Consider the following 22,158-nt stretch of genomic DNA (forward strand, 5'->3'; position numbering starts at 1 on the left):
CGCGCGGCGGCGAGCGTGCGGGTTGCAGTCCCGCCCGTTTTCGCGCCGCGCCGCCTCATCGCGCCCGCCCTTTCCATCTCCTCAGCAGCAACGCATTCGTCACGACGCTGACGCTGGAGAACGCCATCGCCGCCCCCGCGATCACCGGATTCAACCAGCCGAGCGCCGCCAGCGGCACGCCGATCAGGTTGTAGACGAACGCCCAGAACAGGTTCTGCTGGATCTTCCGGTACGTCCGCTTCGAGATGTCGATCGCATCGGCGACGAGCGCCGGGTCGCCGCGCATCAGCGTGATGCCGGCCGTGTGCATCGCGACGTCGGTGCCGGTGGCCATCGCGATGCCGACATCGGCCGCGGCGAGCGCGGGCGCGTCGTTGATCCCGTCGCCGACCATCGCGACGATTCCGCCGTGCGTGCGCTTCAGTTCGGCCACCACGCGTGCCTTGTCGTCGGGCAGCACCTGCGCATGCACTTCGCCGATCCCGAGCGACGCCGCGACGGCCGCCGCGCTGCCGCGGTTGTCGCCCGTCACGAGCACGCTCGCGACGCCGCGTGCCGACAGGGCCGCGACGGCGTCGCGGGCGCCGGGCTTCACGGTGTCGCCGAACGCGATCAGCGCGAGCAGCGCACGCGGCGCATCGGCGCGCATCAGCCACGAAATCGTGTTGCCCGCGCGTTCGAGTTCCGCGGCACGCGCGTCGAGTTCGGGCGGCACGACGATGCCGAGTTCATCGCGCCAGCGCGTGCTGCCGAGCGCGAGAAGCTGCCCGTCGACACGCGCTTCGACGCCGCGTCCGGCCACCGCGCGCGCATCGGCCGCGACGACCTCGGCCGAACCCGCGCCGCCGCCGCCGCGAGCCAGGATGTCAGCATCGTGTGCGGCGACCACCGCGCGCGCGAGCGGGTGATCGCTTTGCCGCTGGACCGCGGCCGCGAGCGCGAGCGCCTGCTCGCGCGGGATGCCGACGGCGTCGAACGCCGTCACGGACGGTTTGCCCTCGGTCAGCGTGCCGGTCTTGTCGAACGCGATCACGGTGGTGCGCTGCGCGAGTTCGAGCGCCTGGGCGTCCTTGATCAGCACGCCGTGGCGGGCCGCGACGCCGGTTCCGGCCATGATCGCCGCGGGCGTCGCGAGGCCGAGCGCGCACGGGCACGCGATGACGAGCACCGCGACCGCGTTGAGGATCGCCGTTTCGGTGCCGGCGCCGGCGATCAGCCAGCCGATCAGCGTCAGCACGGCGATGCCGAGGATCGCCGGCACGAACACTTCGCTGACGCGATCGACGAGCCGCTGGATCGGCGCTTTCTCCGCCTGGGCGGATTCGACGAGGCGGATGATGCGCGCGAGCGTCGTTTCCGCGCCGATCGCGGTGGTTTCGACGACGAGCGCGCCTTCGCCGTTGATCGACCCGGCCGTGACCGGGTCGCCGTCGTCCTTCGGCACCGGCAGGCTTTCACCGGTGATCAGCGATTCGTCGACGTGCGAGCGGCCCGACACGATCCGGCCGTCGACGGGCACGCGCTCGCCGGGACGGACGCTGACGGTCGTGCCGACGCGCACCTGCGCGAGCGGCACGTCGCGTTCGACACCGTGCTCGACGACGCGCGCACGGTCAGGACGCAGCGCGTTCAGCGCGCGGATCGCCTCGGTCGTCTGGCGTTTCGCGCGCGCTTCGAGCCATTTGCCGAAGCGCACCAGCGTGACGATGACGGCCGATGCCTCGAAATACAGGTGGCCGGGGTGCGCGGGGTCGCGCAGCAGCATCCACAGGCTCAGGCCGAACGCGGCCGACGTGCCGAGTGCGACGAGCAGGTCCATGTTGCCCGTGCGTGCCTTCACCGCATGCCAGGCGGCGCGGTAGAAGCGCGCGCCGAAGCCGAACTGGACGATCGACGCGAGCACGAGCTGCAGCCAGCCGGGCAGCATCGCGTCGAAACCGAACGGCGCGACGAGCATCGGCACGACGAGCGGCGCGCTCAGCACGGCCGAGCCGATCACGAGATTGCGCTCGCGGATCGCTTCGCGTTGCTTGCGGGCGTCGGGGGCTTGCGCGGCGGCGCCGCTGCCGGCGCGGGCGGTGGCGTCGGTCGAGGCGCCCACGTCCGCGGTGGCGGCGAGCGACGCCCGATAGCCGGCCGTCGTGACCGCCTCGATCAGCGTGGCGGCGTCGAGCGCGCTGGTGCCATGCACCGACGCGCGTTCGGTCGCGAGATTGACCGACGCATGCGTGACGCCCGGCACCTTCTCCAGCGCCTTTTCGACGCGCGACACGCATGACGCGCAGGTCATCCCGTCGATGGCGAGTTCGAGGCTGGCGGATGCCGGAGTCGCGGACGGGGCAGGGAGGGCGGCGGTATCCGGTGCGAGCGGCGTCGCACCATAGCCGGCCTGCCTGACGGCATCCGCCAGTTGCGACGCGGAAACGTCCGCTGGGGCGTCGACCGTCGCGCGTTCGGTCGCGAGGTTGACCGTTGCGCGCGTGACGCCCGGCACTTTCGCGAGTGCTTTCTCCACGCGCGATACGCACGACGCGCAGGTCATGCCGTCGATATCGAGTTCGATCGTGGTGGCGGTGGCGGGCGTTGCCGTTACCGGCAGTGCTGCGACGCGCGTCGCGTGCCCCGCGGGCGCGGCCGCCGCGGCTGCGCCCGTCGCGGCTGCGCCCGTCGCTTCGCGCACGGTAGCGCGATAGCCGGCGGCGCCGACCGCATCGACGAGTTGCGCCGGCTCGACGGCATCATGCGCGGTGACCGTGGCCGCATGCGCGTCGAGATCGACCGCGGCCTCGACGACGCCCGGCACCGCAGCCAGCGCACGTTGCACACGGCCGGTGCAGCCGCCGCAATGCATGCCGTCGACGGTCAGTTCGACCGTTCGCAGGGCTGCGGTGGCGAGTGGTTCAGTCATGTCGGATTCCCCAAGAGCGCGGATCGAGCCGCGAATGATGTCAGTATCAACATTCCCATGATGGGAAGGTCAAGGGGGGATGCAATACAGGATCGTGTCGACGGCCAACGCATTCTCGCCTGTCATGCCCGGCCAGCGCAGGCGGCGGACCGCTTCGTACAAGGGGCCGGATCAGCGGAAATTCAGGCTGACGACAGGCCGGCTACTGCTGCGCCCGTTATTCGGCATATTGGGGGATGCCCTTAGGCGCTATGATACCGGCCTGACATCAGCGTCGGCCCGGCGAAGCGGCGACCGGGCAGGCTGGGGTGCCTTGCCTTCGCCGATCGTGAGTCGAACAAGGCGTTGACTGACAAGAACGATATTCGGCCAGTATTCAATGATTGAAAACCTACGAGAATCAATTGCTCTGCGGCGCGCGGCAGGCGCGTCGCTGGCCCTGGCGACGCTGCTGGCGGGATGCGCGTCGCAACCGGATGCGATCCAGCGGAAAACCGGCTGGATGCGCGCCGAAGTGGCCGACTCTTATGTATACGCGTATCCGCTCGTGCTGATGGACGTCGCGAAGGAAGCCGCGACGGGCGGCGACGGCGCGCAGCCGGGCCAGGCTCCGCTCAACACGCTGCGTCACGCGCAGGCGCTGCCGCCCGTCGGCGCGCTCAACCCGCCGCTGCCGGGCGTCGACACGCTCGACTCGACCGGCTGGCTCGACGTCGGCGCCGAGCCGGTGATCGTGACGCTGCCGGACACCCGCGGCCGTTACTGGGATGCCCGCGCGCTCGACATGTGGACGAACGTGCTGTGGTCGGCGTCGAGCGTGGCGGCGCGTGGCGCTCGCGGCGCCGTGCGAGCGCAAACGATTGCCTTCGCCGCGAAGGACTGGCAAGGCACGCTGCCGAAGGGCGCACTGCGGATCGACGTGCCGTCGGCCAACGCGTGGCTCGAAGTGCGGCTGCAGACGAGCGGCGGGCGCGACCTCACGAACGTGAAGAAACTGCAGCGGACGATCCGCGTGGTGCCGCTGTCCGTCTATACGGGCAGCGCGCGCGGCGCGTCGGTCGCGGTCCATGCGGGCAGCGCGCCGTCGGAAGCGGCGAGCGGCGGCACGCCGGCCGAGCAGGTGGCCGCGCTCGACCCGAAGGCGTTCTTCACGCGCTTCGCGCAGGCGCTGCAGGACAACCCGGCACCGGCCGACGATGCGCACGCGCAGGAACAGCTGAAGGACATCGGCGTGACGGCCGGCTACCCGGTGCTGTGGACGGGCGATCGCCTGAACGCCGCGACGGCCGGCGTCGCCGAGGCGCGCGCGCGGCTCGCGACACCGCCGTCGAACCTGCTCAACGCGAACGGCTGGAGCTGGATCGGCGACACGGCCGGCAAGTACGGTCAGGATTACACGCTGCGCGCGTACGCGGCCTACACGCAGTTCGGCACCGCGACGCGCGACGACGAGACGCTCGCGTTCGTGCGCGTCGACAGCGACGGCCATGCGCTGAACGGCGCGAACCGCTACGTGCTGCATTTCGCGCCCGGCGCGCTGCCGCCGGTGCGCGGGTTCTGGACGCTCACGCCTTATGCGACGAACGGTGCGCTGCCCGACGTCGGCTCGGCGCGCCGCTCGCTCGGCGACCGCGACCGGCTGCGCCGCAACCACGACGGCTCGATCGACGTGGTCGTGTCGGCATCGCCGGGCGGCACGCATGCGGCCAACTGGCTGCCGGCGCCGCGCACCGATTTCGCGCTCGCGCTGCGGCTGTACGCGCCGAAGCCGCAAGCGAGCGACGGCTCCTGGATGCCGCCCGTCGTCGTCCGGAAATGAACCGACGGGCGCCGTCGCTGTCCGATCCGCGGGCGCGGCAGCCGCGCCCGAACGTCGTTCCGTCACCACCTGAGCCTATACTTTCGGGATAGCGTGCACGGCCGTGCCGGTTTTCCGGCGCGGCCCGGCATCCATTCCCGAGGCATCCAAGCATGGCAAGCGCAGACAAAGAAACCGTACCCTCTACCCTCCATGCCCTCGGCGGCGTTGCACGCTCGCGCCGGACCCGGCGTATCGGCCTCGGCGTGCTGATCTTCCTCGTTTTATTCGGACTGCTCGGGTTCTTCGCGGCGCCGCCGCTGATCCGCCACATCGCGGAACAGCAACTGAGCCAGCAGCTCGGCCGGCCGTCCACGGTCCAGCGCGTCGCGCTGAACCCGTACACGCTGAACCTCGAAGCCGACGGCGTGCACGTCGGCGAGCGCGGCGGCCAGGGCGACTTCATCGACATCGGCAAGCTCGTCGTCAGGCCGTCGTGGTCGTCGCTGTTCCGCGGCGCGCCGATCGTCAACGAAGTGCGCGTCGACTCGCCGCGCTTCCATGTCGTCCGTTACGACGCGCAGCGCTTCAACTTCACCGACCTGATCGAGAAGTTCTCGACGCCGTCCAAACCCGAAAGCAAGCCGACACTTTTCTCGGTGTCGAACATCCAGGTCAACGACGGCCGGATCGACTTCGACGACCGCCTGCTGAACGAAAAGCACGTGGTCGACAACTGGATGCTCGGCATCCCGTTCATCGCGACGCTGCCGTCGAAGACCGACATCTTCGTGCAGCCGAAGCTGCGCGCGCGATTCGACGGCAGCCCGATCGCGATCGACGGCAGGACGAAGCCGTTCGCGCAGTCGCGCGAGTCGGAAGTCGCACTGACGTTCGACCGGCTCGACGTGCCGAAGCTGATTTCGTACGCACCGGCGAAGCTGCCGGTGATCGTCACGAGCGGCCTCCTGAGCAGCGACCTGAAGCTGAACTTCGTGATGAGCGGCGACACACCCGCGCTGCGCGTGTCGGGCACCGTCGATCTCAACGACGCGAAGGTGACCGACCGCGCGTCCGCGCCGCTGTTCGCCGCGCGCGGCGTGCACGTCGCGGCCGCCGGCCTCGAGCCGCTGCGCAACGTGCTGCATTTCGACGAGATCCGGCTCGACCAGCCGGTCGTCGACCTGGCGCGCGACAAGCAGGGCGTGCTGAACGTCGAGAAGCTCGCCGGCCAGCCGTCTGCCGCGCCGAAGGCGGCCGCAGGCAAGCCGGCCGCTGCCTCGTCGGCCGCTGCCGCATCGGGTGCCACCGCATCGAGCGAAGCCGCCGCCGTCGCCGCCGCAAGCGGCGCGAAGGCCGAAGCCGCCGCGAAGGAAGCGCCGCCGCTCGACCTGACGATCCGTCATCTCGCGATCGACGGCGGCACGATCAACGTCGACGACCGCGTGCCGGCGACGCCGACCGCGCTGTCGCTGACGAAGCTGGCCGCGACGCTCGACGGCTTTGCGCTGCAGGGCAAGACGCCCGCGAAATACACGTTGTCGACGTCGTTGTCGCGCGGCGGCGACCTGAAGGCCGAAGGCGCGTTCAGCCTGGCGGCGAAGCAGGCCGACACGAAGCTGACGGTCGATGCGCTCGCGCTGCCGGCGCTGCAGCCGTATCTCGGCGAGGCGACCCGCGCGCGCGTGCTCGACGGCACGCTCGGCGCGAGCGTCAACGCGAAGGCCGACTGGGGCAAGACGCCGCTCGACGCACAGGTCGCGGACAGCACGGTGAGCCTGAAGTCGCTGAAGCTCGCGACGCCGGACGCGAAGGCGCCCGCGATCGTGCTGCCCGACGCGAGCGCGAAGATCACGAAGGTCGACGTCGCCGCGCGCAGCGCGGAAATCGCGAGCGTCGACGCGACCGGGCTCGCGATCGACGTGAAGCGCCTGAAGGACGGCAAGATCGACCTGGCGGCGCTGGGCGAACCCGCGCAGGCGGCGGTGCCCAGGCGCACGGTTGCGCGCAAGGCCGCGGCGGCCGCGCCGTCGTGGCATTACCGGATCGACGCGCTGAACGTGAAGGAATCGTCCGCGAACTTCACGGACCTGTCGACGCCGCGCCCGGTGAAGCTCGCGATCAAGCCGCTCGACCTGTCGGTGCAGAAGATCAGCGACGACCTGACGAAGCCGCTGCCGGTGCAGCTGAAGGCGACGCTGAACCGCAAGGGCTCGGTGAACGTGTCGGGCGACGTGACCGCGCAGCCGCTGAAGCTCGGCCTGAAGATCAACGGCAACCGCCTCGACGCGGCCGCGTTCGAGCCGTACTTCGGCAGCGCGCTGAACGCGACCATCGCGAGCGCGCTGCTCAACGCGCAGGGCGACCTGACGTTCGCGCAGGTGAAGGACACGCCGCGCGCGACCTATCGCGGCGATGTCGCGCTGGTCGACGTGCGGATGCTCGACAAGGCGACGTCCGACCCGTTCGCCGGCTGGCGCTCGCTCGCGCTGTCGAACCTGAAGGTGAACCACGACGAGAAGGGCACCGACGTCGATGCCGCGCGCGTGACGTTCTCGAACTTCTACGGCCGCGTGCTGCTCGATGCGCAGGGGCGGCTGAACCTGAAGGACGTCGTCGCGAAGGAGACGGGCCCCGCGCAATCGCTGACGCGCGACGCGAGCAAGCCCGAACCGGTGCCGCTGTCGCCGGGCATGACGCCGCCGGCCGCCGCCGCGCAGGCCTCGTCGGCCGCGGCCGCGCAGCAGGCGTCGGCGCCGGCCGCCGCATCGGCGACGGTCGTCGTGAAGGCCGCGCCGCCGCCGCAGAATCCGGTGCGCATGCATTTCGGCGAGCTCCTGCTGCAGGACGGCCGCGTGACCTACACCGACAACTTCATCAAGCCGAACTACACGGCGAACCTGGTCGCGATCAAGGGGACGGTCGGCGCGTTCGGCACCGACTCGACGACGTCCGCGCCGGTCGACGTCGCCGCGAACCTCGCGGGCAACGGGCCGATCTCGATCAAGGGCTCGGTGAACCCGCTGATCGACAAGCCCGCGCTGGATCTCACGGCGACCGCGCACGACATCGAGCTGACCAACCTGACGCCGTATTCGGCGAAGTACGCCGGCTACCCGATCACGAAGGGCAAGCTCAACGTCGACCTGCACTACCAGCTCGCGAACGACCAGCTGCAGGCGAACAACCACATCTTCATCGACCAGCTCACGTTCGGCGATCACGTCGAAAACGACACGGCGACCAAGCTGCCGGTGAAGCTCGCGATCTCGCTCCTGAAGAACACGCGCGGCCAGATCGACGTGAACCTGCCGGTGTCGGGCTCGCTGTCGAATCCGGAGTTCAGCGTCGGCGGGCTGATCTGGCGCGCGGTGCTGAACCTGATCGCGAAGGCCGTCACGTCGCCGTTCACGCTGCTCGCGAATGCGTTCGGCGGCAGCGGCGGCGAGGATCTCGGCTACGTCGAGTTCGCGCCGGGCGCGTACGAGCTGACCGACGCGCAGCAGAAGAAACTCGATACCGTCGTGAAGATGCTGACCGAGAAGCCGTCGATCCGGCTGGACCTGATCGGCCGCGTCGATCCGGCGAAGGATACGCCGGGGCTGCGCGACGCGTACGTCGAACGGCTGGTCCGCCAGCAGAAGCTGAAGGACGTGGTCGGCCAGGGCGAGAGCATCGATCCGATGTCGGTGAAGGTCGAACCGGCCGAGTACACGAAGTACCTGACGCGCGCGTACAAGGACGCCGACTTCAAGAAGCCGCGCAACCTGATCGGCCTGCAGAAGACGCTGCCCGATGCGGACATGAAGCAGGCGCTCGCCGATCACGCGCCGGCCGACGACAACGCGCTGCGCGCGCTCGCGCAGCAGCGCGCGCAGGCCGTGCGCCAGTACCTCGACGGCAAGATCGATGCGAGCCGCATGTTCGTCGTGGCGCCGAAGCTCGATGCGAAGGGCATCGAGGACAAGGGCGCGACGACGCGCGTCGACTTCGGCCTGCAGTAAGCGTTACGCCATCATCCGCCGCCGTCGCGTCCGATCGGCAATCGGGCGCGGCGGCGCGCGTCCCGTCAGCGCGCCTCGATCGCCGGTTCGCGCTTGTCCAGTTCCTTCCTCGCGGCCAGCGGCAGGCGCGCATCGTCCCAATGCGTGAGCCATTCGACTTCCTTCGCGGTGAATACCTGGCCGTAGTTGCGCAACGCGTACTGCAGCGCGTCGACGACGTGGTGGCGAATGATTTCGGGGGTGCGTGCATCGTCCAGCACGAACCGGAGAGCTTCCAGGGTCGACATACTCGTGCTCCGGGTCAGGGAAAACCCTTTATCACACGCCAATAGTCATACGCCAAGCGTGAAAAAAATTCGCGCGGCGGGCGACGGCGCGCACCGTGCACCGACCCGGTGTGAACCGCGGACGCACACGTCGCAGCGTGCGCCGGGTCGCTTTCTTTTGCGACCGCGTCGTGTCACTTGCGATTGGTTACGTTTGACAGAAAACAGAAAGCCCCGCTTCACGCGAGCGCCCCACGGCGCGGCGATATTTTGCGCGCCTGATGGCAGGTCACGCAGTTCAACGTCAATCGATGAGGTGGGGTGATGATTTCCAGGTTCGCTAAGCAACGAAAAATGGCGGTGATGGTGGCGGGCGCGCTGGCGCTCGCAAGCGCCGGCGTCTACGCGGCGCAGCAGGACGGCAACAGCCAGGGCGATGACGCCGGCCACGGCCGGCGCGTCGTGAAGCACGTGCTGCTGATCAGCGTCGACGGCCTGCACGAGCAGGATCTCGCACGCTGCATCGGCGCGAACACGTGTCCGAACCTCGCCGTGCTCGCACAAAGCGGCGTCACGTACACGAACGCCTACACGCCCGGCCTGTCGGACTCGTTCCCGGGGCTCGCCGCGCTCGTGACGGGCGGCTCGCCGAAGACGGCCGGCCTGTTCTACGACGTGTCGTACGACCGCAACCTGTACGCGCCGAGCGACACGACGTGCTCGGGCAAGCAGGGCTGGAACGTCGTGTTCGACGAGACGACCGGCATCGATGCGTTCAACGGCGGCGCGCTCGTGCGCCTCGACGGCGGCGGCGCATTCAATCCGCAGGCGATTCCGCATGCGAAGGTCGACGGCCAGTGCGTGCCGGTCTATCCGCACAACTACGTGAAGACCAACACGGTGTTCGAGGCCGTCAAGGCCGGCGTGCCGAACGCCTACACCGCGTGGGCGGACAAGCACGCGTGGGGCTACGACTGGCTGAACGGCCCGTCGGGCACCGGCGTCGACGATCTGATGCGCACCGAGATCAACTCGATCGATCCGGCGACGAACACCGCCTACACCGACGTCTATTCGCACACGGCGCGCTTCGACAACCTGCACGTGCAGGCGCTGGTCAACCAGATCGACGGCCGCGATTCGACGGGCACGAAAAACGCGCCGGTGCCGACGCTGTTCGGCGCCAACTTCCAGACGCTCAGCGTCGCGCAGAAGGCGCCGGTCGCGAAGGGCGGCGGCTACCTCGACGCGAACTTCACGCCGAACGGCCAGGTCGCGAACGCGATCACGTACGTCGACAACTCGATCGGCCGCATCGTCGCCGAGCTGAAGCAGCGCAACCTGTACACGTCGACGGCCGTGATCGTCACGGCGAAGCACGGCCAGTCGCCGACCGATCACACGAAGCTCGTGAAGAACGGCGACACGCTGACGAAGCTGCTCGAAGCGAACAACTACGTCGACCCGAACGGCAACTTCGGCCAGAACAACACGACGACGGGCAACCTGAACGACGGTTCGGGCCTGGTCGGCACGGGCTTCGTGCAGACCGACGACGTCGGCCTGATCTGGCTGCGCGACCGCAGCCAGCGCGCGGCCGTGGTGCAGACGCTGAAGGCGAACCTCGGCTGCAACGCGCCGGGGATCTGCGCCGACGGCCCGCAGGCATCCATCCTGTACGGCGCGGCGCTGGCCGACCGGTTCGGCGATCCGGCCAACGGCCGCACGCCGGACATCATCGTCCAGCCGAATCCGGGCGTGATCTACACGTCGAGCACGAAGAAGGACGAGGAACACGGCGGCAACGCGCCGGACGACAGCCACCTCGGCCTGCTCGTGTCGTACCCGGGCCTCCATCGTGCGCGTACCGTGAGCGATGTGGTCGGCACGAAGCAGGTCGCGCCGACGATCCTCGGGCTGCTCGGCGCCGAACCGAAGCTGCTGCATGCGGTCGTGGCCGAGAACACGCACGTGCTGCCGGGGCTCGGCATCGACCACTGACGCAACGGGACGGGCGGCACGGCGCCGTGTTACCGGCGCCGTGCCGTCCGGGCGTGCCCGGCCATGCCGGGCACGCTCAGCGCTCCGCGCATGCGCCGAGGATCCATTCCCTGAAGCGCCGCAACGCGGCGCTCGTCTCCAGGCGCTCCGGCGCATAGCACAGGTAGTGCCCCTGCGCATCGACGTCGACGGGCGCGTCGAACGGTTCGACGAGCGCGCCGCTCGCGAGCGTGTCGACGATCAGGAAGCGCGGCACGAGCGCGAGCCCGAGCCCGGCTTGCGCGGCCTGGATCAGCACCGAATACTGTTCGAAGCGCGGCCCGGCCAGCGCGTTCATCCGGGCGACGCGATGGCGCTCCGCCCAGAGCGACCACGCGATTTCCGCCTGCTCGTGCACGAGCCGCGGCGCGGCGGCCGTGTCGGCGGGCGTGCGCAGCGCATGTCGCGCCGCGAATTCGCGGGAACAGACCGGCACGAACGTGCGGCCGTCCAGGTAATCGCAGCGGACGCCTTCCCATGCGCCGTCGCCATAGCGTATCGCCGCGTCGAGTCCGAACGGAAACACGTCGCCGTGCGCGAGATGGCGGCGAAAACTCAGCGTGACGTCCGGCGCGCCGGCCAGAAAGCGCGCGAGGCGCGGCACCAGCCACTTCGTCGTGAAGGTCGGCACGCTTGCGATCGTCAGCAGGTCGCTGTCCTCGCGCGCGCTCAGCAATTCGATCGACGCGTTGCCGATCTCGCGCAGCGGGCCGATCACGCGTGCGTGATAAACCTGCCCGGCCCGCGTGAGCGCGAGATTGCGCCCCTCGCGCACGAACAGCTTCACCCCGAACAGCGTCTCGAGATTCGCGATCTGCCGGCTGACCGCGCTCGGCGTCAGGCCCAGCTCGCGTGCCGCATACGAGAAGTTCAGGTACTTCACGGAAGTCGCGAACGCGTGCAGCTCCGCGACGTTGGGAAACAGGTGCTTCACGGCGAACTATTCCTTGCGCGCACAGATCGATGCGGGCGTTGTACGTTTTTTTCATGACGATGCCATGTCGGATCCGCACACTGCGGCCGTCATGACAACGCGTGCCGGCCCTGCCCGGCGGGCGTTGCGTGACTCGTTCCGTGTCCGTCAGCGAGATTCGCCATGCATCCGCCAGCCGCTCCGGCCCTTGCCGAAGCTATTCCGATTCGTCGTAACAAACGGCCGCGCGCGATCGCGGGACGCCTGCTGCTGCAGGCGCTCGTCGCGGTCTTCGGGCTGTACCTCGCGTTGCCGATCGTGCTGCTGCTGATCGGCTCGGTCGGCCAGTCGTGGACGAACACGCTGCTGCCGACCGGCATCACGTCGCACTGGTTCGCGGACCTGGCCGCGAACCGCAGCTTTACCCGCGCATTCGGCACGAGCCTCGTCGTCGCGCTCGCCTGCTGCGCGATCAATGCCGTGCTGGCGCTGCCGCTCGCCTATGCGCTGCATCACCGCGCACTGGCCGGCCGCGGCTTCGCGGCGCGCATCGTGATGCTGATGCCGATCGCGGTGCCGGCGCTGACACTCGGGTTCGGCTACATCGCGATCTTCAGCGGCGATGCGCTGCCGTGGCTCGGCACGCTGCCGCTGATGATCGCCGCGCACGCGGTGCTGACGCTGCCGTACCTGCTGCAGACGCTGCTGAGCGACCTGCGCCACCTGGGGCTCGCGCATCTCGAGGCGTGTGCGGCGACGCTCGGTGCGACGCCGCTGCGCCAGTTCTTCACGGTCGTGCTGCCGAACCTGCGGCACAGCCTGTTTTCCGGCCTCGTGATGGTCGCCGCGCTGTCGATCGGCGAATTCCAGATCTCGAACCTGATCGCGGGCTTCCGTTACCGCAACTATCCGATCGTGCTGCTGCAGGCGTTCTACGGCGCGTCCGGGATGGCCTGCGCGGCGACCGTCGTGCTGCTCGTCCTTGCCGTGCTCGCGACGCTCGCCTCCGTCCTCACCGTGCCACGCCTGAAGTGAAACCGTCATGAGTCTCGATTTCGAAAACGTCAGCTTCCAGTATCCGGGCGCCCGTCACGGCGTCGACGCGGTCACGCTGTCCGCGGCCCAGGGCGAACTGCTCGCCGTGATGGGCCGCAGCGGCTCCGGCAAATCGACGCTGCTGCGCCTCGCCGCCGGCCTGCTCGACGGGTACGGCGGCCGTATCGCGATCGGCGGCCGCGACATGGCCGGCGTGCCGGTGTGGCAGCGCGAGGTCGGGATGGTGTTCCAGCACTACGCGCTGTTTCCGAACCTGTCGGTCGTCGACAACGTCGCCTATGGCCTGAAGATGCGCGGCATGGCCGCGGCGCCGCGCCGCCGCCGCGCGCTCGAGATGCTCGAACGCGTCGGCCTCGCCGCGCAGGCCGGACGCAGCACGGCGCTGCTGTCCGGCGGGCAGCAGCAGCGCGTCGCGCTGGCTCGCGCGCTCGTGATCGAACCGAAGCTGCTGCTGCTCGACGAGCCGCTCGCGGCGCTCGACGCCGGCATTCGCCACCAGCTGCGCGACGAGATCCGCGCGCTGCAGCGCGCATGCGGCGCGACGACGCTGCTCGTCACGCACGACCAGGACGAAGCGCTCAGCATGGCCGATCGCGTGGCGATCGTCGACGGCGGACGCATGCTGCAGGCCGGCACCCCGCGCGACCTGTACGAGCGTCCGGCGACCGCGCAGGTCGCGCGTTTCGTCGGCCATTCGACGCTGCTGCGCGGCCGCGTGCTCGCGCATGGCGCGGTCGACGTGCGGTTCACGACGCTGCGCGCGGATACGGGTGCGCACCGGCCGGGCGACCCGGTCGAGGTGCTGATCCGGCCCGAACACCTGCAGCCCGATCCACCCGAGTCCGTCGCGAACCGCATCGACGGCCGGGTCGGCGAGGTGCGCTACTTCGGTGCGACCCAGCGCTTCGACTTCGTACCGGCCGGCGCGACCGACGCACTGCTCGGCGAAGGGCGCGAGCTGCCCGCGCGCTGCGTGTCGATCGAGCCGCACCATCTTCTCGTGCTGCCCGCCGCGTGAGCGCGGGCGACCCATTTATTCAACGGAGAATCACGATGTCTGCACGCCGCCACTTTCTTCATGCGACGCGCCGCCGCCTGCTGGCGCTCTGCGCGTTCGCGACCCTCGCGCCGGCGCTGGCCCATGCCGCGCCGCTGTATCCCGGCGAGGACGCGCTGTACGAGAAGGCCGCCGACGAAGGGCTCGTCGTGTCGTTCGACACGGGCCCGGAATGGGCGAACTGGAAGTCGCTGTTCGCCGAATTCCGCAAGCGCTACCCGAAGGTCGAGATCACGTACAACGACATCGGCTCGGCCGCCACGGTCGTCGCGCTCGACAAGTCGCGACGCCGCCCGCAGGCCGACACGGCGTACTACTTCGCGGCGTCGGCGCTCGATGCGACGGCCAAGGACGTCGTCGCGCCGTTCAAGCCGGTCAATTTCGACAAGCTGCCCACGGTGTTCCGCGCGGCCGACGGCCGCTGGTTCGCGGTGCATTCGCTGAACATCGCGCTGCTCGTCAACAAGAAGCTCGTGAAGAACGTGCCGCAGCGCTGGTCGGACCTGCTGAAGCCCGAATATCGCAATGCGGTCGTCTATCTCGATCCGCGCTCGACCGGGCAGGGGCAGGTCGCCGTGTTCGCCGCCGCCTATGCGAACGGCGGCAGCGTCGACAACCCGAAGCCGGGCGCGGATTTCTTCGGCAAGCTGAAGCAGGCGGGCAACGTGCTGCGCGTCGAGGGGACGACGCCGTACGCGAAATTCGTCAAGGGCGAGATTCCGATCCTGATCGGCTACGAGAACGACGGGCTCAAGGCCAAGTACGCGGACGGCATGGGTGACGCGGCCGAAGTCGTGATTCCGCAGGACGGCAGCGTGTCGGCGCCGTACGCGATGAGTCTCGTGAAGAACGGCCCGAATCCGGCCGCCGCGCAGTTGTGGCTCAACCTCGTGATGAGCGACGTCGGGCAGGGGCTGTTCGCGCAGGGCTTCGTGCGTCCGGCCGTGCCCGGCACGCCGGTCGCGCAGGACGTCGCCGCGAAGCTGCCGAACGCGCCGCAGGTGCGTCCGCTCGACGTCGCGAAGGCCGCGGCGCACAAGGCCGAAGTCGACCAGCTCTGGTCGCAGGCCACGCTCGGCAAGTAAGGGGCGCGCGATGCGGGTTTCGTCCATGCAGCGCGGCGTCCTGCGCCGCTACGGCGCGGTGCCGGCGGCCGGGCTGTTCGCGGTGTGCTTCGTGCTGCCGCTCGCCGCGCTCGTCGGCGCCGCGTTCGACGGCGGCGGTCGTGCGTTCGCCGCGGTGTTCGGCGATCCGCTCGTGGCCGACGCGATCGTGCGTTCGCTGGCGCTCGCGCTCGGCGCCGGCACGCTGTCGGTCGCCGTCGGCGTGCCGGTCGCGTTCGTGCTGGCCGGGCAGTCGCCGGCGCGGCGCCGCTGGTCGCTCGCGCTGCTCGGCGTGCCGCTCGCCTTCTCCGGCCTCGTGATCGCGTACGGCTTCATCCTCGTGTTCGGCCGCGCCGGCTTCGTGACGATGCTGCTGGCGTCGCTCGGCGCGGACCCGACCGTGGTCGGCGGCGCGATCTACACGATGCCGGGGCTCGCGTTCGCCTACGCGTACTACCTGATCCCGCGCGTCGCGCTGATACTCTACCCGGCGCTCGCGAATCTCGACCGGCGGCCGCTCGAGGCGGCGCTGACGCTCGGCGCCCGGCCGTGGCGCGCGTGGTTAGACGTCGCGTGGCGCGAGCTGTGGCCGTCGATCGCGTCGGCGTGGTGCCTCGTCGGTGCGATCGCGCTCGGCACGTACGGCACGGCGCTCGCGCTGGCCGGCACGCAGGTCAACATCCTGCCGCTGCTGATGTACCTGAAGCTGTCCGACGGACAGACCGATTTCTCGCAGGCCGCCGTACTGTCGATCGTGCTGACGGCGCTTTGCACCTGCGTTCTTGCACTGGGGGAAGGACTTGCACGGCAACGACGTCATTGAATGGTCGGACGACACGCGCGCCGCGCTGGCGCAGCTCGCGCAGCGCCAGCGCGGCGCACGCCGGCACCGGATGCCGGTCGGCGTGATCGGGCCGCGCGACGCGACCGACATGCAGCTCGCCGTCGCCGAGCGGATCGCGCACGCGATCGCGGCGACGGGCATCGCGATCGTCGGCGGCGGCAAGCAGGGCGTGATGGAGGCCGCGGCGCGCGGCGCGCGGGCCGCGGGCGGATGCGCGATCGGGCTGCTGCCCGAGGACGATGCGCGGGACGCGAATCCGTACCTGTCGGTCGCGCTGCCGACCGGGCTCGGCATCACGCGCAATGCGCTGATCGCACGCGCGTCGCTGTGCCTGATCGCGGTCGGCGGCGGTCTCGGCACGCTGTCGGAAATCGCGCTGGGGCTGCAATGGGGCAAGCCGGTGTTCGCGATCTGCGACGCGCCGCAGGTGGCGGGCGTCGAGCGTTTCGACGAAGCGGATCCGCTGGTCGCGCAGGTTGCGCGATGGCTGTCCGGTTCGGCGTAGGTCGGCATCCCGGCTGACGGGAACGCGCAGACGCGCGTGCGGATCGGCATGCGGTACACGTTCCGGGCGCGGCGCGGTACCTTCTCCAGCGATTCCGATACGGCTCTCGCGCGATGCGAGGGCCGTTTTTTTTGCGGCCGGCGGGTGAAGAAGGCGAGGGCGGTGCGGGCGTTCCGGCGCGGGGCGTCGGCTGCGTGCCGGGCGCGCGCCGGCTTGAAATGGGGGGCGTCACGCGCCATATTGGCCGCGTACGCTGTTCTTCAACGATGCGAAAAGGAAATCCGATGCGTCTGCTGCTTGCCCTCTTGCTGCCGTGGTTCCAGTTTTTCACGATCGGCCGCCCGATCGCCGGCGTGATCTGCCTGATCCTGCAGCTCACGATCATCGGCTGGCTGCCGGCCGCAATCTGGTCGGTGTATGCGCTGAGCCAGTACAAGACCGATCGCAAGATCGAGGCGGCGCTGCGCGAGCGGCGGTAAGCGGCGGCAGTTTCCCTCGACCGCTGCTTCCGGAGTTCAAGGGGCTCGATTCCTATTTCGGTAGAAATTTATATAATTCAGCTACGAAGAACGGCATGATTTGTATAGATTTCTGCTGAAATGAACGCGGCCTGCACGATGGATGCACTGCGCTAGGCGAGGGCGACACGATGGACAAACGCTATAACGCGATGTCGCTTCCCGATCAGCTCGCGTTGCGCCGGCAAGCGATCGAGGACGTTCTCGCGCATCCCGAGTGGTCGCTGCGCGAATCCGTGCGTCATCTGAAGCAGACGATGCGGCTGACGAGCGCCGAAATGGCGAAGCTCGCCGGTGTGTCGACAAAGACGATTCAGGATATCGAGCAGGGCCGCAGCGACGGGACGGTTCAGACGATGAACCGCATATTCGGCATGCTGGGATTGAAGCTCGGCGTCGTGCGGCGGGCGCCGCAATAACGCACGCGGAAGAAGAGGCAGCGGATCACGCATCCATCGGGCGATCGATGCGCGCCGCGTCCGGGCCGCGCGCGTGACGCGATCGCCCGGCCGGCGCGCTGCCTTTTACTTCACCGCGAACAGCGTCAGGTTCATGAAGATCTTGAACGCATAGCCGAGCGTGACGGCGCCGAGCACGCCGCCCGCCCACAGGACGACGAACCACATCCAGCCGCGCATCCGCGGCCGCGGCGCGTCGGGCCGGCGCGCGGCGGGATCAGTGGTGGTAGTAATGCTGGTCTTCATGGCGCACCTTGCCTCGGAATACCCAGTAACCCATCGTCGTGTAGGCGATGATGATCGGGAGGATAACCGCTGCGCCGACCAGCGTGAAGGTCTGGCTCGACCGCGGCGCCGCCGCTTCCCAGATCGTCATCGTCTGAGGAATCGCATACGGGAACATCGTGACGAGCAGGCCGACGTAGCCGAGCAGCACGAGTGCCAGCGCGAGCACGAACGGCGTCATGTCGTGCCGGTTGCGTACCGCGCGACGCATCCACACCGCGCACCCGGCGACCAGGAACGGCACCGGCAGCAGGCGCCAGAACAGCCCCGAATCGAACCAGCGCTGCGCGACCGCCGGATCCTGCAGCGGCGTCCACAGGCTGACGACCGCGATGAAGCCGAGCAGCACGACGGTCAGCGGCCAAACGACGCGATGCAGGCGCCGCTGCAGGTCGCCTTCCGTCTTCGCGACGAGCCAGCAGCAGCCGAGCAGCGCGTACGTGACGATCAACCCGAGGCCCGTCAGCAGGCTGAACGGCGTGAGCCAGTCGAATGCGCCGCCGGCGTACACGCCGTCCTTCACGTCGATGCCCTGCAGGAACGCGCCGAGCGCGATCCCCTGGAACAGCGTCGCGCCGGCCGAGCCGCCGATGAACGCGAGATCCCACAGCTGCTTCGTGCGCCGTGCCTTCGCGCGGATCTCGAACGACACGCCGCGGAAGATCAGGCACACCAGCATGAAGATCAGCGGCAGGTACAGCGCCGACAGCACCGTCGAATAGACGATCGGGAACACCGCGAACAGCCCGGCGCCGCCGAGCACGAGCCACGTCTCGTTGCCGTCCCACACGGGCGCGACGGTGTTCATCATCAGATCGCGTTCCTTCTCGTCCGGGAAGAACGGGAAGACGATGCCGATGCCGAGGTCGAAGCCGTCGAGCACGACGTACATGAAGAGCCCCAATGCGATGATCGCGGCCCAGATTACGGTGACGTCCATAGGTTTTCTCGTTTGCGAAAGTGGGTGGGCTCAGACGGTCTCGATCAGCTCGTCGACGGCCGACATCGGGCGGCGCGCGGTGTGATCGGGGCGCGTGTCGGGCTCGCCGTGCCGCGCGTCGTGCTTGACGTCGGGCAGCGCGGGGCCGGCCTTCATCAGCTTCAGCATGTAGTACACGCCGGTGCCGAACACGAGGAAGTAGACGATCACGAACGTCATCATCGACAGGCTGACCTGCTGCACCGACAGCGGCGACACGGCCTGCGCGGTGCGCATCACGCCATACACGACCCACGGCTGGCGGCCCGCTTCGGTCGTCACCCAGCCCGCGAGCAGCGACACGAAGCCGGTCGGGCCCATCACGAGCGCGAGGCGCTGGAACCACTTCGATTCATACAGGCTGCCGCGGCGGCGCAGCAGCCACGCGAGCGCGGCGAGGCCGATCATCGCGAAGCCGAGGCCGACCATGATCCGGAAGCTCCAGAACACGACCGTCGAGTTCGGGCGATCCTCGGGGCGGAATTCCTTCAGCCCGCGGATCTCGCCGTCCCAGCTGTGCGTGAGGATCAGGCTGCCGAGGTGCGGCACCTGCACCGCGTAGCGGGTCGTTTCGGCCTTCATGTCCGGAATGCCGAACAGGTTGAGCGCCGTGCCGCCCTTTTCGGTTTCCCACAGCCCTTCGATCGCGGCGATCTTCGCGGGCTGGTGCTTCAGCGTGTTGATGCCGTGCTGGTCGCCGATCACGGCCTGCAGCGGCGCGAGTACCAGCAGCAGCCACAGCGCCATCGAGAACATCTTCTTCACGCCCTTGTCGCGGCGGCCCTTCAGCAGGTGCCACGCGCCCGTCGCGGCCACCACCAGCGCGGCGACGATGAACGCGGCGATCGCCATGTGGAACAGGCGGTACGGGAACGACGGATTGAAGACGATCGCGAACCAGTCGGTCGGCACGATGCGGCCGTCGACGATCTCGAAACCCTGCGGCGTCTGCATCCAGCTGTTCGACGCGAGGATCCAGAACGTCGAGATCAGCGTGCCGATCGCGACCATCAGCGTCGCGCCGAAGTGCGCGCGCGGGCTGACGCGGTTCCAGCCGAACAGCATGATGCCGAGGAAGCCGGCTTCGAGGAAGAACGCCGTCATCACCTCGTACATCAGCAGCGGGCCGGTGACCGAGCCGGCGAAGCTCGAGAAACCCGACCAGTTGGTGCCGAACTGATAGCTCATCACGACGCCGGAAACCACGCCCATCCCGAACGCGACCGCGAAGATCTTCGACCAGAACAGGCAGAGTGTCTTGTAGTACTGCTTGCCGGTCTTCAGCCAGCGATATTCGAGCACGGCGATGAAGCTGGCGAGGCCGATGCTCAGCGCCGGGAAGACGATGTGAAAGGAGACGGTGAACGCGAATTGCAGGCGGGCCAGATCGAGGGCCGAAAATGCGGTGTCCATACCAGTTGACCGAGGCTTGACGATACCCGCCGGCGGGGTGCCGGCGGACCCCGGCCGGAGGGGGCATCGGGGTTGGCTGGAGTATGTGCCGCGATGTTGCGCCGCGAAATGCGCCAACTCGTCGCAGATGTCCAGCCCGGCGCGCGCGGTTTCGGGATAAATCGTTGATTCGTATCAAGATCGCGGCGCGCGCCGCAGGCGGCCGTGGCGTGGCGGTCTGCCGCACGTGCGGCAATATGGCGCGTCGCATCACGATGCGGCGTGCGCGAAGGTGCCACGCGTTGGCACGCGCGGCCTATGCTGCCGATGCCGATGCCGATGCCGATGCCGATGCCGATGCCGATGCCGATGCCGATGCCGATGCCGATGCCGATGCCGATGCCGCTGCCGCTGCCGCTGCCGCTGCCGGGTGTCCGGCCGCCGCCGCGTTGTTGACGATGCCGCGCCGGCGTGGACTGCGTCGCGTCGTGCCGGTTGTATCCGGATCGTGCACCGGCGGCGCCCGGTCACGCGGCTTTCGCGCGGCGCGAAGCATCGGCAAGCGCTGCGCGAATTGCGTACACTCTGAGTCTCGTTTCGGCAGGGCCGGGCGCATCGGTACCGGTCCGCGTTCACTCAGGGCACGAAGATGATCGATTTACGCAGCGATACCGTGACACGTCCGAGCCAGGCGATGCTGGCCGCGATGACTGCCGCAGAAGTCGGCGACGACGTATGGGGCGACGACCCGACCGTGCTGCGCCTGCAGGCGGTCGCGGCCGAGCGGGCCGGCAAGGAAGCCGGCCTGTTCTTCCCGAGCGGCACGCAGAGCAACCTCGCCGCGCTGATGGCCCATTGCGAACGCGGCGACGAATACATCGTCGGCCAGCTCGCGCACACCTACAAGTACGAAGGCGGCGGCGCGGCCGTGCTCGGCAGCATCCAGCCGCAGCCGATCGAGAACGCGCCCGACGGCACGCTGCCGCTCGCGAAGATCGCCGCGGCGATCAAGCCGCTCGACAATCACTTCGCCCGCACGCGCCTGCTCGCGCTCGAAAACACGATCGGCGGCCAGGTGTTGCCGGACGGCTATGTGCAGGAAGCCGTCGCGCTCGCGCGCAGCCGCGGGCTGGCCACGCACCTCGACGGCGCGCGCGTGTGCAATGCGGCCGTCGCGTCGGGCCGTCCGATCGCGGAACTGTGCGCGCCGTTCGATACCGTGTCGATCTGCTTCTCGAAAGGGCTCGGCGCGCCGGTCGGTTCGGTGCTGGTCGGCAATCGCGCGCTGGTCGAGCGCGCGCAGCGCTGGCGCAAGGTGCTGGGCGGCGGGATGCGGCAGTCTGGCATTCTCGCGGCGGCCTGCCTGTATGCGCTCGACCACAATGTCGAGCGGCTGGCCGACGATCACGCGAACGCCGCGCATCTCGCGGCAGGCCTCGCGCGCATCGAGCCGGTGAAGGTGCTGTCGCATGCGACGAACATGGTGTTCGCGCAATTCCCCGAAGCCGATTGCGCGCCGCTCGAGGCATGGCTCAAGGCGCGCGGGATCCTCACGCAGATGCTGTACGCGTCGCGCTTCGTCACGCACTGCGACGTGTCGCGCGCGGACATCGATACCTTCATCGATGCGGTCGGCGCGTATTTCGCGCAGCGGCGTACGTAAAGCCGAATGCGCCGGCCGGCGGGGGGCGCCGGCGCGTCGTGGCGCGAAGCAGGAGCAGGGAGGCGACGGGGGCGGCGATGCAGCCCGTCTGTCGATATCTGGCGTGCCGGCGGGTTACGCTTGCCGGAGCATGTCGGCGGGCGGCGTGCCGTCGCGGAACAGGGTTTTCAGTTGCGTGCGCAGTTCGGCGCTGTCGGTGTGCTGGTGCACCGAGACCGCGTGTTGCACGGCGGCCTCCAGCAGTTCGTCGTCGGAGTCGGCGGAAATTGCGACCGAGCAATTCATCGCGCTGGGAAACTCGCGGCAATCGATATAGCGGCGGGGCATGATGTTCTCCTCACGGGAAAGGGAACGGCCGGATGTGCGTGA

19 protein-coding genes are annotated in these 22,158 nt (G+C 69.0%); 12 read left to right on the forward strand and 7 right to left on the reverse strand.

The window, feature by feature from the left end:
- Positions 1–55: 55 nt before the first annotated feature.
- A complete protein-coding gene (locus tag U4Z64_RS18275) occupies positions 56–2,908 on the reverse strand; it encodes a heavy metal translocating P-type ATPase (protein WP_321809903.1) in 2,853 nt (950 codons plus the stop codon).
- 379 nt (positions 2,909–3,287) lie between these two features.
- On the opposite strand from U4Z64_RS18275, the gene U4Z64_RS18280 reads away from it, so the two are divergent.
- Positions 3,288–4,727 carry a DUF1254 domain-containing protein gene (locus U4Z64_RS18280; protein ID WP_321809902.1) on the forward strand — a complete coding sequence of 480 codons (1,440 nt, stop codon included), beginning with the start codon at positions 3,288–3,290 and terminating at the stop codon, positions 4,725–4,727.
- Positions 4,728–4,879: 152 nt separating this feature from the next.
- The gene (locus U4Z64_RS18285; protein ID WP_321809901.1) at positions 4,880–8,710 is read left to right on the forward strand and encodes a DUF748 domain-containing protein; all 3,831 of its coding nucleotides are present in this window, start codon (positions 4,880–4,882) and stop codon (positions 8,708–8,710) included.
- A 65-nt stretch (positions 8,711–8,775) separates the two neighbouring features.
- Here U4Z64_RS18285 and U4Z64_RS18290 read toward each other — a convergent pair whose 3' ends face one another.
- Positions 8,776–8,997: a hypothetical protein gene (locus tag U4Z64_RS18290; RefSeq protein ID WP_044845026.1), complete on the reverse strand. Its 222-nt coding sequence runs from the start codon at positions 8,995–8,997 to the stop codon at positions 8,776–8,778.
- Between the two features lie 303 nt (positions 8,998–9,300).
- On the opposite strand from U4Z64_RS18290, the gene U4Z64_RS18295 reads away from it, so the two are divergent.
- Complete coding sequence (locus U4Z64_RS18295) at positions 9,301–10,977, forward strand: alkaline phosphatase family protein (RefSeq protein ID WP_321809900.1); 1,677 nt, start codon at positions 9,301–9,303, stop codon at positions 10,975–10,977.
- 76 nt (positions 10,978–11,053) lie between these two features.
- Here the strand turns inward: U4Z64_RS18295 and U4Z64_RS18300 are convergent, their stop codons facing one another.
- The gene (locus U4Z64_RS18300; protein ID WP_044845028.1) at positions 11,054–11,950 is read right to left on the reverse strand and encodes a LysR family transcriptional regulator; all 897 of its coding nucleotides are present in this window, start codon (positions 11,948–11,950) and stop codon (positions 11,054–11,056) included.
- 162 nt (positions 11,951–12,112) lie between these two features.
- Between U4Z64_RS18300 and U4Z64_RS18305 the strand changes: the two genes are divergently transcribed.
- The 7 genes from U4Z64_RS18305 (at position 12,113) to U4Z64_RS18335 (ending at position 17,431) form a co-directional block, all read left to right on the forward strand.
- A complete protein-coding gene (locus tag U4Z64_RS18305; RefSeq protein WP_124529187.1) occupies positions 12,113–12,964 on the forward strand; it encodes an ABC transporter permease in 852 nt (283 codons plus the stop codon).
- Positions 12,965–12,971: 7 nt separating this feature from the next.
- On the forward strand, positions 12,972–14,003 hold the full coding sequence (locus tag U4Z64_RS18310; protein ID WP_321809899.1) for an ABC transporter ATP-binding protein: 1,032 nt from the start codon (positions 12,972–12,974) through the stop codon (positions 14,001–14,003).
- Positions 14,004–14,038: 35 nt separating this feature from the next.
- Complete coding sequence (locus U4Z64_RS18315; RefSeq protein ID WP_321797838.1) at positions 14,039–15,127, forward strand: extracellular solute-binding protein; 1,089 nt, start codon at positions 14,039–14,041, stop codon at positions 15,125–15,127.
- Between the two features lie 10 nt (positions 15,128–15,137).
- Positions 15,138–15,968 (forward strand): ABC transporter permease, encoded by an 831-nt coding sequence (locus U4Z64_RS18320; protein WP_321809898.1) that lies wholly within the window; start codon positions 15,138–15,140, stop codon positions 15,966–15,968.
- Positions 15,969–16,038: 70 nt separating this feature from the next.
- A complete protein-coding gene (locus tag U4Z64_RS18325; protein WP_415750276.1) occupies positions 16,039–16,494 on the forward strand; it encodes a TIGR00725 family protein in 456 nt (151 codons plus the stop codon).
- A 284-nt stretch (positions 16,495–16,778) separates the two neighbouring features.
- A complete protein-coding gene (locus U4Z64_RS18330; protein WP_044848494.1) occupies positions 16,779–16,973 on the forward strand; it encodes a YqaE/Pmp3 family membrane protein in 195 nt (64 codons plus the stop codon).
- A gap of 170 nt (positions 16,974–17,143) precedes the next feature.
- Positions 17,144–17,431, forward strand: coding sequence for a helix-turn-helix domain-containing protein (locus tag U4Z64_RS18335; protein WP_044848495.1), 288 nt, complete (start codon positions 17,144–17,146; stop codon positions 17,429–17,431).
- Positions 17,432–17,536: 105 nt separating this feature from the next.
- On the opposite strand, the gene U4Z64_RS18340 is transcribed toward U4Z64_RS18335, so the two are convergent.
- Genes U4Z64_RS18340 through U4Z64_RS18350 form a run of 3 tightly spaced genes read right to left on the reverse strand, consistent with a single transcriptional unit; the run spans position 17,537 to position 20,147 of the window.
- Positions 17,537–17,716 carry a hypothetical protein gene (locus U4Z64_RS18340; RefSeq protein WP_044848496.1) on the reverse strand — a complete coding sequence of 60 codons (180 nt, stop codon included), beginning with the start codon at positions 17,714–17,716 and terminating at the stop codon, positions 17,537–17,539.
- On the reverse strand, positions 17,688–18,695 hold the full coding sequence (gene cydB, locus U4Z64_RS18345; RefSeq protein WP_124486089.1) for a cytochrome d ubiquinol oxidase subunit II: 1,008 nt from the start codon (positions 18,693–18,695) through the stop codon (positions 17,688–17,690). The genes U4Z64_RS18340 and cydB overlap by 29 nt, the downstream gene beginning before the upstream one ends.
- 30 nt (positions 18,696–18,725) lie before the next feature.
- Positions 18,726–20,147: a cytochrome ubiquinol oxidase subunit I gene (locus tag U4Z64_RS18350; protein WP_044848498.1), complete on the reverse strand. Its 1,422-nt coding sequence runs from the start codon at positions 20,145–20,147 to the stop codon at positions 18,726–18,728.
- Between the two features lie 164 nt (positions 20,148–20,311).
- Here U4Z64_RS18350 and U4Z64_RS18355 point away from each other — a divergent pair, with 164 nt between their 5' ends.
- Positions 20,312–20,779, forward strand: coding sequence for a hypothetical protein (locus tag U4Z64_RS18355; RefSeq protein WP_321820589.1), 468 nt, complete (start codon positions 20,312–20,314; stop codon positions 20,777–20,779).
- The gene (gene ltaE, locus U4Z64_RS18360; RefSeq protein WP_044848499.1) at positions 20,776–21,789 is read left to right on the forward strand and encodes a low-specificity L-threonine aldolase; all 1,014 of its coding nucleotides are present in this window, start codon (positions 20,776–20,778) and stop codon (positions 21,787–21,789) included. Before U4Z64_RS18355 ends, ltaE begins: the two co-directional genes overlap by 4 nt.
- Before the next feature lie 114 nt (positions 21,790–21,903).
- Here the strand turns inward: ltaE and U4Z64_RS18365 are convergent, their stop codons facing one another.
- Positions 21,904–22,116 (reverse strand): DUF1059 domain-containing protein, encoded by a 213-nt coding sequence (locus U4Z64_RS18365; protein ID WP_044848500.1) that lies wholly within the window; start codon positions 22,114–22,116, stop codon positions 21,904–21,906.
- Between the last annotated feature and the right edge of the window lie 42 nt (positions 22,117–22,158).

It is taken from the genome of Burkholderia sp. BCC1996 (assembly GCF_905339955.1).
Lineage (GTDB): Bacteria > Pseudomonadota > Gammaproteobacteria > Burkholderiales > Burkholderiaceae > Burkholderia.

Excerpts from the sequence above, each read along its gene's own strand:
- U4Z64_RS18320 (WP_321809898.1), top strand. The coding sequence starts at position 15,138 with ATGCGGGTTTCGTCCATGCAGCGCGGCGTCCTGCGCCGCTACGGCGCG.
- U4Z64_RS18315 (WP_321797838.1), top strand. The coding sequence starts at position 14,039 with ATGTCTGCACGCCGCCACTTTCTTCATGCGACGCGCCGCCGCCTGCTG.
- U4Z64_RS18275 (WP_321809903.1), bottom strand. The coding sequence starts at position 2,908 with ATGACTGAACCACTCGCCACCGCAGCCCTGCGAACGGTCGAACTGACC.
- U4Z64_RS18285 (WP_321809901.1), top strand. The coding sequence starts at position 4,880 with ATGGCAAGCGCAGACAAAGAAACCGTACCCTCTACCCTCCATGCCCTC.
- ltaE (WP_044848499.1), top strand. The coding sequence starts at position 20,776 with ATGATCGATTTACGCAGCGATACCGTGACACGTCCGAGCCAGGCGATG.
- U4Z64_RS18350 (WP_044848498.1), bottom strand. The coding sequence starts at position 20,147 with ATGGACACCGCATTTTCGGCCCTCGATCTGGCCCGCCTGCAATTCGCG.
- U4Z64_RS18310 (WP_321809899.1), top strand. The coding sequence starts at position 12,972 with ATGAGTCTCGATTTCGAAAACGTCAGCTTCCAGTATCCGGGCGCCCGT.
- U4Z64_RS18280 (WP_321809902.1), top strand. The coding sequence starts at position 3,288 with ATGATTGAAAACCTACGAGAATCAATTGCTCTGCGGCGCGCGGCAGGC.
- U4Z64_RS18340 (WP_044848496.1), bottom strand. The coding sequence starts at position 17,716 with ATGAAGACCAGCATTACTACCACCACTGATCCCGCCGCGCGCCGGCCC.
- U4Z64_RS18290 (WP_044845026.1), bottom strand. The coding sequence starts at position 8,997 with ATGTCGACCCTGGAAGCTCTCCGGTTCGTGCTGGACGATGCACGCACC.
- U4Z64_RS18295 (WP_321809900.1), top strand. The coding sequence starts at position 9,301 with ATGATTTCCAGGTTCGCTAAGCAACGAAAAATGGCGGTGATGGTGGCG.
- U4Z64_RS18305 (WP_124529187.1), top strand. The coding sequence starts at position 12,113 with ATGCATCCGCCAGCCGCTCCGGCCCTTGCCGAAGCTATTCCGATTCGT.
- U4Z64_RS18325 (WP_415750276.1), top strand. The coding sequence starts at position 16,039 with ATGCCGGTCGGCGTGATCGGGCCGCGCGACGCGACCGACATGCAGCTC.
- U4Z64_RS18365 (WP_044848500.1), bottom strand. The coding sequence starts at position 22,116 with ATGCCCCGCCGCTATATCGATTGCCGCGAGTTTCCCAGCGCGATGAAT.
- U4Z64_RS18330 (WP_044848494.1), top strand. The coding sequence starts at position 16,779 with ATGCGTCTGCTGCTTGCCCTCTTGCTGCCGTGGTTCCAGTTTTTCACG.
- U4Z64_RS18335 (WP_044848495.1), top strand. The coding sequence starts at position 17,144 with ATGGACAAACGCTATAACGCGATGTCGCTTCCCGATCAGCTCGCGTTG.
- cydB (WP_124486089.1), bottom strand. The coding sequence starts at position 18,695 with ATGGACGTCACCGTAATCTGGGCCGCGATCATCGCATTGGGGCTCTTC.